Here is an 8,728-nt window from a genome sequence, read left to right as displayed (position 1 = left end):
GAGGTAACGATTCGCTAACTCCCTCTGGGGTCTTTCAACGCGGGGAGGTGTTTCCGCATGTCAGAACGCCCACCGCACCCCGACTCGCAGGACGACGAACCGTCCACTACAGATGAGGCTATCCGTCGGCTGGTGGAGTCGGCTCCGATGCCGACCCCAGAGCAGATGTCCAAACTACGCCGGTTGATGCGCCCGGGGTTTGAGCGCGCAGCCGCCGAACTCGCCGCCCAGAACGCCGACGACGACCCGTCCGACGACCCGGGCGCTGGTGACGACTCTCCATAACCCCATCCCTGCCCCCGGGTGTCACCCCCCGGCGCCCCCACTGGGGTGGAAAAGCCCAGCTCACAGCCCAGGAATGGAGCGTAGGCATGTCCGATCTTGTCCAGGTTGGCGGGAAGGTGGCCGCCGCCGCCGTACTCGCGGCGGGCAAGCCCAAGGCTGAGGCGGCGCGGGTGGCGGGGGTGTCGCCGCGCACCGTGCAACGTTGGTCCCAGGATGAGCAGTTCCGGACGCTGGTGACCGCGCGGCGCGCCGAGATGCTCGACCACGCGCTAGGGGCGCTGGCCGACGCGGCTGGGGAGGCGGTCGCGACGCTGCGCGCAAGCTTGCGCGCCGAACCCTCCGAGGCGCGGGTGACCGCTGCGCGGGTCGGAGCCGCCCGCGCAATCTTGTCGATGCTGGTCCCGCTCAAAGAGGTGTTGGACCTTGAGGAACGGATCGGGCAACTAGAGGCCCGATCCGGGGAGGGCGAACCGTGAGTCGTCGTCGCGTCCTGCGGGCACGGGTGGAGCGGTTGGAGGCTGGGGCGCCCGGAGAATGCGTCTTCACCATCGCGTCCTGTGTGGCGGGGAGACGCTGCCCACATGGCATCCTGGCCGCCCGGCATCCAGTGACCGTTCCCATGGTCGCCGTGCTCGCCGTGATCGTCGAGGGTGGGCAACGCCTGTTCAACGCCCCCAACGACATCGACGACCGGCAGGGGCAGAGCGACGGGTGCGGGGATGGCGTGCCCTCTCGGTGGCTGACCCTTCTAGGTCACGCGGTCGCCACCCCCGATGAATCCCTGCTCATGCGGTCGGTGGTGGACATCGCCCGCGCGGCCCGGGCCGCACATGGGAACGGCGTCGCCCCTGACCCCGGAGCGGCAGGGTGACCAGTGGCACCGGGGAGTTGGCAGAAGCTCACCGGCATCTGTGGGCGATGATCGCGGCCGTCCTCACCGACGACGGTCCGGGCCTGCGCGCCCTGGCCGCCGACCTCGCCCCCGACACCGCCCGCACGGTCGCCACCGCCGGAGCGGTCGCCCTGGCCGAGATGCTGACCAACCCCGAGATGCCCGCCATGCCCATGCCCCCCGGTGAAGCACTGGCCCAGGTACGCCACCTGCTCATCCTCATCACCCCCACCGATCCACCGACGCCCCCGCCGACAAGACAGGACAACCGGCCATGACCGACGACCACACCCCCACCGACACGGCACCGGCCGCCGCACCGGAACCCACCTCAGCGGCGCCTGAAACCGCCACGGAGAACCCACCGTCGACCGCTGCCCCCGATGTCGTCACCGACACCGGCCAAGACGATGCCAACGGCGATGACACAGAGCGGGACGGCAGGATCCGCAAGGCCAACAGAGAGGCCGCCCGGTATCGAACCCAGCTACGCGACACCCAGACCGAACGCGACCAGGTACGCGGACAACTCACCGCGATACAGCGCGCCGAGGTCTTGCGGGTGGCCGGGCTCCAACTCCAGCGCGGGGAAGACCTGTTCGCCTTCACCGGCACCGACGACGTATCGGCCTACCTCGCCGAGGACGGCACCGTCGATGCCGAGAAGGTCAAGGCCGCCGCCGCCGAGGTGCTGGCCGAACGGGGCTACCTCAGGCGCCCCCCCAGCCGGGGAAGCGGGGAATTCCCCGGCTCCCCCTACCTCGCACACACCCCCGAACCCCGCATGGGCGACATCTTCCGCGCACCCTAGATCACCATGAGGGGTTGTCCGGGTACCCTCGTAGGCAGACGTAGCGGCAGGCACCGGCCCGTGGCCGACCCCCACCGCCTCGTCACATCCCGCGCCCCGTGGGCGCCCGGACGGTTCGGCCCGTGGCCACGCCGGAACACCACCCGTTCCCGCTCGCCCACGGAGACCTGCACATGACCTGGTTGACCACCACCGGCACCGCCGGTGGATCGTTCGCCCCCACCGAAGCCGCCGCCTACTTCTTCGACCGGCTCACCGCCATGTCGGTGGGCCTGAACTCCGGGTTCCGGCGCATCGACACCAACGCCGCCCGCCTCGCCGTCCCGCGCGTGCTGGCCGACGCCGTCGCGAACTGGACCGCGGAGGGCACCGAGATCACCCCGACCGACCCCAACGCCGACACTGTCACCGCGACCCCCCGCAAGCTCGCAGCACTGGTGTACGCCTCCAACGAACTGGTCTCCGACTCCAACCCCGACGCACAAAACGTGCTGTCCACCAACCTCGCCCGGTCTGTCGCCCTCAAGCTCGACAAGGCGTTCTACGAAGGGTCGGGCACCGCACCGGAGATCCGCGGGCTACGCAACCAGTCCGGCATTCAGACGGTGTCCATGGGCACCAACGGCGCCGCACTGACCAACCTCGACCCGTTCGCCGACGCGTTGGGGATGCTGGCCGAGAAGAACGCCGACGGCACCGCGATCGTGATGCACCCGCGCAACTGGCGGACCCTCACCAAGATCAAGGAAGTGACCGGGTCCAACAAGCCCGTCCTGATCGACAGTGCGGGCGCGCCGACCGAAGGACCGCGCCGTTCGATCTACGGCATCCCGGTCCATCTGACGTCGCAGCTGGCGACGGACGAAACGCAAGGCTCGGCCACCACCGCGAACTCGATGTACGTCTATCAGGGGGACCAGGTGTGCGCGGTGATGCGGCAGGACGCCAACATCCAGGTGGACACCTCGGTGGCGTTCTCCTCCGACCGGACCGCCGTCCGCGTCACGCTGCGCGCCGATCTGGTGTTGCCCAACCCCGACGCCGTTGTCCGCATCCTGGGTGTCCTGCCGTGACCGCCGTCCGGGTCCGGGTCGTCGAAGGCCGCCAGGTCGCCACCGGCACCGGTCTGCACGGCGCCGGTACCGAACTGGAGATCGACGACCGGCTACTCCTCCGCCGGTGGGTGGCGTGGGGATGGGTCGTCCCGGTCGAAGGCGACGAGGTCCCGACCCGACGACCGGGACCGGCCGCCCGGCATCACCGCGCGAACGTCCGCGCCCGGATCCGGGAGGAACTCGCCACCGACCACACCCGATCCGACCGTGCGGTCGCGACCGTGGTCGGCTGCGACCACAAGACGGTCGGTGCCGTCCGGTCCCAGATGCACGACCGTGGGGAACTTCCCCACCCGTCCGGCCCGTAGAAGCCTCTCCAGGGGCGTTGCGGCCCCGGTGCGATCCCTGGTCACGGCAGGGCACACCGGGGCCCAACGTTTGGAAGGGGCGGCGCGGCCGTCCGCAGCGGTCGGTCACAGCGGCGCCGCCCCCGGCTCTACCCCTTGGACGGTGCCGGTGACACCGGCGCGCCGAGAGCCCTGCCCACCCGCAGCGCGGCCTGCTCCGGATCGGCGGGCAACTGCCTCCCGTAGTCCGGGCCAGACGCCCACACGTAGGCGTCGGCCTCGCCATCCCAGCGGATTCGCCGCGCTTGACGGCCCCGGTACGAGACGTGCAACCGCAGTTCGAGCACACCGACCGTTCCGAGCTTGGGGATGCCGTACTCCTCCGAGACGCGAGCGCGCGTCATCGCCACCTGCGGAGCGCATCGCCGGACGGCGGCATACAGCTCATCCAGCGGCCCGAACGGCTCGACCTGGAGACCGCTGAGTTCAGTCGTCATCATGCCGCCTGAGTCGGGTCTGCCGGGTCTGGAGACATCTGGTGGGAAAGCGCGGGGGTTCGTCCCGCCTCCCCGGGCAGGCCAGTCGTTCGATGGCCTGTGCCATGGCGTCCGGTGTGAGCCGCGCGCCGATCTTCGCGACCGCTCCGGGGAGGTCGTGGCAGGGTGCGAGCGGGTCACCGGTCGAGCCGACGAACCAAGGCACCCCACCCTCACGCACCTTGACGAGGACGCTGTCCCCGGCCATGGGGAGGCTGGGGCACAGCACGCGCAACAGTGCCGGATCCCGGTCGTAGTGGGGGTGCACCCTCCATCCCTCGTTGATCAGGGCCCGTGCGAGCAGGCCGAGATAGAACGAGGCGTTTCCGGCGCTCATGGCGCCGGGGACAGGTTGCCGCTGACGATGACAGCGGCACCGGTGATGTCGTCGGCCTCGGCGAACGCCTCGTTGCTAGCGTCATCGAAGAACCACATCCGGTCGTAGTCGATGACGCGCGGCTTGCACGTGACCGTCTGAACCGCCCCCGTCGGGTCGTCCGGACGGGTCACGATGATGGCGAGGGGACTTGCCCGCAGTTCCACGGCGAAGCCGCGCCCTTGCAAGGTGGTCATCAGGTCGTAGAGCTTCGGGTACGCGTGCCGATGTTCAGAGCCGTCAAAGCGGTCACCCGTGACCGCTCCGCGTAGTTCGTTACCCTGCCCCATAGCCGGGCCTCCGTTCCGGTTAGGTCCCGGCCGGTGGTCGTAACACCGCGTCCGGGGCCGCTTTACGTTCGGGGGTGGCGGGACATGCGCCCCCTGAAACTGCCGCATCGGTTGACCGGTTTCCAGCGGCACATGCCCGCCTTGCCATTCCGGCTGAAACCCGACAGACCATCACGTCAAGCCCATCACCGGAACGGCGTGACCAGCGTCACAGCGTGGGGATACGCTCGACTACGAACCCCGCAACGCCCGATCGGAAACCCCAGAGGCCGAACGAGAAACCGCATCGTAGATCGATAAAACCCGCTCAGGTTCCAGACCTTCCCCCGGAGCCGTCCACATGCCCGCACGACGTGACCCCTACCAAGCCCCGGCAGTTCGCGCGTTCGCCGCAACGCTGAAAGCGATGCGGAAGACCGGCAAGCTGTCACAGCACGGATTAGCCGAGGTTCTCGGCTACACATCCCAGTTCGTCAGTCAGGTCGAGGGGTGCAAGAACATCCCGTCCCGCAAGTTCTCCGAAGATCTGGACACCCACTTCCAGACCAACGAGTTGTTCGTGAGCTTGTGGGAGGTCATCGACGACACCCTTAATGACACCGCTCTACCGCCAGGATTCACCGACTTCACAGAGCGCGAGGCGGAAGCGTCGGCGCTCTACATCTTCGCGGCGATGGTGATTCACGGGCTTCACCAGACACCCGAATACGTCCATGAGGTTCTCAGAACCGGACGAACTCCAGAGGAGATCGAGAAACTCGTTTCCACACGAACGGACAGGCAGCGAATCCTCACCAGGGAGAACCCGCCTCTGATCGTCGCCGTGTTCGATGAAGGCGCCATCCGGCGTATGGTCGGGAACCCAAAGATCATGAAGGGCCAGATAGCCCACCTGATCGACCTCGCAGAAATGCCCCACGTCACGTTTCATATCGTGCCTGCAAGCAAGGGGTCATACGCGGGGCTACCCGGAGCGTTCACGATCCTTAGATTCAACGACGCCCCTGACATGGTTTATACAGAGGGTCATACGGGCGGAAACCTAACGGACCACGCCGAAACCGTTTGGGGGCACACGGTACGATTCGACCTCATCCGAGGTGCGGCAATGTCCGCCGACCAGTCCCTAGAGTTGCTTCGCTCGGTTTGGGAGAGCCTATGAACGTTCTGGACCTGTCTGCCGTCTCATGGCGCAAGAGCAGCCACAGCACCGACACCGGCGGGGAATGCGTCGAGGTTGCCAACCTCGCGCCCGTGGTGGCCGTGCGGGACTCCAAGGACCCTGACGGCCCCGCGCTGGGTTTCAGCCGTTCGGCGTTCACGGCGTTCGTCGGAGCCGTCCGCGAGGGTTCACACGACCTGTAGGCCCCTTACGCACGGCCGACGCCCCGCCGATCATCGCGACCGGCGGGGCGTTGGCGCGTCCGGGCTGTCAGTCCCCAAAGTCGATCGGGAACGGACGAACCGAGTCGTACCCATCGCACCACGCCCGGAACTGCGCTTGCCCGACCGCCGTCTCCGCTCCCATCGGGTACGGGCACACACGCAAGCTGAGCGGCTCCCCGGCCGCTGCCGCGTCTCGGCCGTGAACGTGGGCATCCCACACCACCGACCACACGCCGGGTTCGTCGTCCGCTAGTGCCTGGTCGCACTGGTCAGGGCGGGCTTGGGCATAGGCGCGGGTCCAGGCGAACCGCAAGGCGCGTTCGCGGCCAGAGTTGCCACGCCACGGGCACACCGTGACAGGCAACCGGTTCCGCGCGGCCACATGCCCCCACACGCGCGCCGTGCGACGGTCGGTCTCTGGCAGGGCCACGGCGGCCGTGTCCGCGTCCTGGTCGGGCTGGACCGGGCAGGCGCACGGCTTGCAGGCGAACACCTGACCGCCGTCGACGATCCCCACAGGGACGCTCGCGACACCGGGCGCGAACGCGCTGCCGCACCGCACGCAAGCGATCCCGTCGCGCTGGTCGTCGGTGAAGGTGTCGGCGTCGAGGGTGACGCGTTCGTTAGGGTCGTGCATGGGTCGGACCTCCTAGTGGTCTGGTCAAGGCCCCGGGCCGGTGCTGGTATCACCGCGTTCCGGGGCCGCCCTGTTGGGGCGGGGAGCGCTTCTAGGCAGCCGTGCGGGTCTTGCCCCGCGATCTTCTGTTCTGCCCCTGGGTGGGCAAACCGGCGAAGATGCGCCGGATGTCGCGCGCGAGGTAGTCGCCGATGTTCAGGGCCGCTTGGATTTCTCGGATCTTGGGGAGTCGTCCGGCGGCGAGGTCGTCGGCGAAGACCTCACGCGCCTGTGCCAGCGATCTTTCCCGCTTCTCAGCGCGGGTGACGGGCGGGCAGCCGGGAAGGTCGGGGGCCAGCGACCGCCGGACGTTCTCGGCGCACCTCTCGCCCACGCGCATCTGCGCCATGATCGTCTTGCGCAAGGGGAGTCGTCCGGCGGCAAGGTCGTCGGCGAAAACCTCACGGACCCGGGCCAGCAACGCGGCGTACTCCGCCGCAGCCGCCGCGCGAGGGGTGGGGACGTCGGCAGCGCGGAGCGTGAGTTCCTCCGATTGCTGGTCGGGCCCGACCAGCCACCGCCAGATCACGCGTTCCCGGACCGGCATCCGGGCGCGGCCCTTCCCGGTCCGCACCACTCGGATATCGGCCACCGCCCGAATGATCTGCCGCTTGACCTCCAAATCATCCAGAGACTCCCACGCGGGCCGCGCGTCCGGTCCGATCCGGCCCCGCAGGACCGGCGGAACCGAACTGTTGCGCGCCTTTCCCTCCTGTTCTTCGATCTTGGCTTTCAGGCCCTTAATCGTGCGGTTGACCGTCACCGGGTCGTCGGCCTCCCCCGATTCGGCCATCTGCCGCCACATCTCCAAGTCCCCGCGCAGCCGTTCGGCCTCCGCGCGCGCGGCAGCCGCCACACCGTCCTCAGCAGGGGCCCGAGTCAGTTCCTCGTACACATCCGGTCGCGACAGGTAGCCCAAAACGGCCTCTTCCACGTAGGTGTCCAAGACGTCGACGCCGATGGAGGCACACCCCAGCACGTGGCACTTGTAGGTGTCGTTGCGGCGGGTGCGGTGGTCCCCGGCGTGAACCATCCGGTTCCTACACACCCCGCACCGGGCGAGGCTGGACAGCAGAAACCTGGGTCGGCCGAGCCGGACACGATCGCGGACGCGACTGGTCAAGACGTTCTGCGCGGCATAGAAGATCTCCTGTGCCCTCTGCTGATCCGTGTGGATCGGCGAGGGCCAGCACACCCCGACCTCTTCCAAGATCTTGCCTTGGTGAACCCGAAGCCCGATGTAAGCCGGGTTCATCGCGATCTTCCGCAGCGTCGGAGAATGCCAGACCGGATGCCCTTCGGGAGTGGGGATGCCCCGCTCAAGCAGGCTCCGCGTGATCGTCCCGGGAGTCACGCCTTCCGACATGCGGGTGATGATCTCGGCCACCACATCGGCAGCCGTGTACATGTGGGTCCGACCGTCACTGCCCACGGCCTCACGCGGCCGATCGTCGGGCAACTGCTCGACGTAGCGGCCCCGGTCGTCGTACACGCGCCGGAACCCGTAGGTGAGCTTCCCAGAGGGGCGCCCCCGCAAAGCACCCCCGGCCTTTCCCCGCTTGACCCGCGCGGAGATGATCTCCGACTCGGTTTCGCCCATCACGGCGGAGAACCCGAGCGCCTGAACGTCCATGTAGTTGTTCAGGTCATAGGCCCGACCGGCGACCACCCAGAACACGCCGTTCTCCCGGCACAGGTCCCGCAGACGGGCGTAGACGTCCAAGCGCCGCTGAGACCTGGACAGTTCCCAGAACCACACGCCGTCGAGCTTTCCGGCCTCCACATCGGAGATCAGCCGCTCGAAGTCCTCACGGGCCTTGCGGGCGAATCGAGACGCGGACTTGTTGTTATCGGCCGTGTAGGTCTCGGCGACGATGCAATCACGAGCTTTCGCCCAGTCGACGCCCTCAATGATCTGATCAGTGACGGACTTCTCTTGCCCACCCTTGTCCTGTGAAGCGCGCCCGTAAATCCCCAGGCGCGCACCGGCGAGATTCGTGATGTCCCAGGTCGAGGACGTTCTTGTTGCCATACTTCGACGCTAGACGCGAAACGTAGTTATCGATACGTAGAT

At 68.0% G+C, this 8,728-nt stretch carries 14 protein-coding genes; 9 read left to right on the top strand and 5 right to left on the bottom strand.

From position 1 onward, the window contains the following. Positions 1 to 57: 57 nt before the first annotated feature. The 7 genes from AMA02S_RS43830 (at position 58) to AMA02S_RS39610 (ending at position 3,411) form a co-directional block, all read left to right on the top strand. Positions 58 to 285 carry a hypothetical protein gene (locus AMA02S_RS43830; RefSeq protein WP_218005296.1) on the top strand — a complete coding sequence of 76 codons (228 nt, stop codon included), beginning with the start codon at positions 58 to 60 and terminating at the stop codon, positions 283 to 285. Positions 286 to 371: 86 nt separating this feature from the next. Beyond that, positions 372 to 761, top strand: coding sequence for a helix-turn-helix domain-containing protein (locus AMA02S_RS39635; RefSeq protein WP_067470193.1), 390 nt, complete (start codon positions 372 to 374; stop codon positions 759 to 761). Further along, the gene (locus AMA02S_RS42695; RefSeq protein ID WP_157431168.1) at positions 758 to 1,156 is read left to right on the top strand and encodes a hypothetical protein; all 399 of its coding nucleotides are present in this window, start codon (positions 758 to 760) and stop codon (positions 1,154 to 1,156) included. Before AMA02S_RS39635 ends, AMA02S_RS42695 begins: the two co-directional genes overlap by 4 nt. Continuing rightward, positions 1,153 to 1,455, top strand: a complete 303-nt coding sequence (locus tag AMA02S_RS39625) for a hypothetical protein (RefSeq protein WP_157431167.1) — start codon at positions 1,153 to 1,155, stop codon at positions 1,453 to 1,455. Before AMA02S_RS42695 ends, AMA02S_RS39625 begins: the two co-directional genes overlap by 4 nt. Then, a complete protein-coding gene (locus tag AMA02S_RS39620) occupies positions 1,452 to 1,988 on the top strand; it encodes a hypothetical protein (RefSeq protein ID WP_067470186.1) in 537 nt (178 codons plus the stop codon). Before AMA02S_RS39625 ends, AMA02S_RS39620 begins: the two co-directional genes overlap by 4 nt. A 122-nt stretch (positions 1,989 to 2,110) precedes the next feature. After that, entirely contained in the window at positions 2,111 to 3,061 is a 951-nt protein-coding gene (locus AMA02S_RS39615) for a phage major capsid protein (RefSeq protein ID WP_067470184.1), read from the top strand. After that, the gene (locus tag AMA02S_RS39610) at positions 3,058 to 3,411 is read left to right on the top strand and encodes a hypothetical protein (protein ID WP_067470182.1); all 354 of its coding nucleotides are present in this window, start codon (positions 3,058 to 3,060) and stop codon (positions 3,409 to 3,411) included. Before AMA02S_RS39615 ends, AMA02S_RS39610 begins: the two co-directional genes overlap by 4 nt. A 128-nt stretch (positions 3,412 to 3,539) precedes the next feature. Here AMA02S_RS39610 and AMA02S_RS39605 read toward each other — a convergent pair whose 3' ends face one another. Genes AMA02S_RS39605 through AMA02S_RS39595 form a run of 3 tightly spaced genes read right to left on the bottom strand, consistent with a single transcriptional unit; the run spans position 3,540 to position 4,592 of the window. Further along, positions 3,540 to 3,890: a hypothetical protein gene (locus tag AMA02S_RS39605; RefSeq protein ID WP_157431166.1), complete on the bottom strand. Its 351-nt coding sequence runs from the start codon at positions 3,888 to 3,890 to the stop codon at positions 3,540 to 3,542. Continuing rightward, positions 3,877 to 4,263 carry a hypothetical protein gene (locus AMA02S_RS39600; protein WP_067470179.1) on the bottom strand — a complete coding sequence of 129 codons (387 nt, stop codon included), beginning with the start codon at positions 4,261 to 4,263 and terminating at the stop codon, positions 3,877 to 3,879. The genes AMA02S_RS39605 and AMA02S_RS39600 overlap by 14 nt, the downstream gene beginning before the upstream one ends. Next, the gene (locus AMA02S_RS39595; RefSeq protein ID WP_067470177.1) at positions 4,260 to 4,592 is read right to left on the bottom strand and encodes a hypothetical protein; all 333 of its coding nucleotides are present in this window, start codon (positions 4,590 to 4,592) and stop codon (positions 4,260 to 4,262) included. Before AMA02S_RS39595 ends, AMA02S_RS39600 begins: the two co-directional genes overlap by 4 nt. Before the next feature lie 340 nt (positions 4,593 to 4,932). Between AMA02S_RS39595 and AMA02S_RS39590 the strand changes: the two genes are divergently transcribed. Together AMA02S_RS39590 and AMA02S_RS39585 are read left to right on the top strand one after the other, a co-directional pair. After that, the gene (locus tag AMA02S_RS39590; RefSeq protein WP_157431165.1) at positions 4,933 to 5,754 is read left to right on the top strand and encodes a Scr1 family TA system antitoxin-like transcriptional regulator; all 822 of its coding nucleotides are present in this window, start codon (positions 4,933 to 4,935) and stop codon (positions 5,752 to 5,754) included. After that, a complete protein-coding gene (locus AMA02S_RS39585) occupies positions 5,751 to 5,957 on the top strand; it encodes a DUF397 domain-containing protein (protein WP_067470174.1) in 207 nt (68 codons plus the stop codon). The genes AMA02S_RS39590 and AMA02S_RS39585 overlap by 4 nt, the downstream gene beginning before the upstream one ends. Positions 5,958 to 6,024: 67 nt before the next feature. Here the strand turns inward: AMA02S_RS39585 and AMA02S_RS39580 are convergent, their stop codons facing one another. Then, complete coding sequence (locus AMA02S_RS39580; RefSeq protein WP_067470172.1) at positions 6,025 to 6,615, bottom strand: hypothetical protein; 591 nt, start codon at positions 6,613 to 6,615, stop codon at positions 6,025 to 6,027. 91 nt (positions 6,616 to 6,706) lie between these two features. Then, entirely contained in the window at positions 6,707 to 8,686 is a 1,980-nt protein-coding gene (locus AMA02S_RS39575) for a recombinase family protein (protein WP_067470170.1), read from the bottom strand. Positions 8,687 to 8,728: the final 42 nt, after the last annotated feature.

Origin of the sequence: Actinomadura macra NBRC 14102 (assembly GCF_001552215.1) — a bacterium.
In the GTDB taxonomy this organism is placed as follows: domain Bacteria; phylum Actinomycetota; class Actinomycetes; order Streptosporangiales; family Streptosporangiaceae; genus Spirillospora; species Spirillospora macra.
Note: the sequence above shows the minus strand (reverse complement) of the source record. Positions and strands in the feature narration are given on the sequence as shown.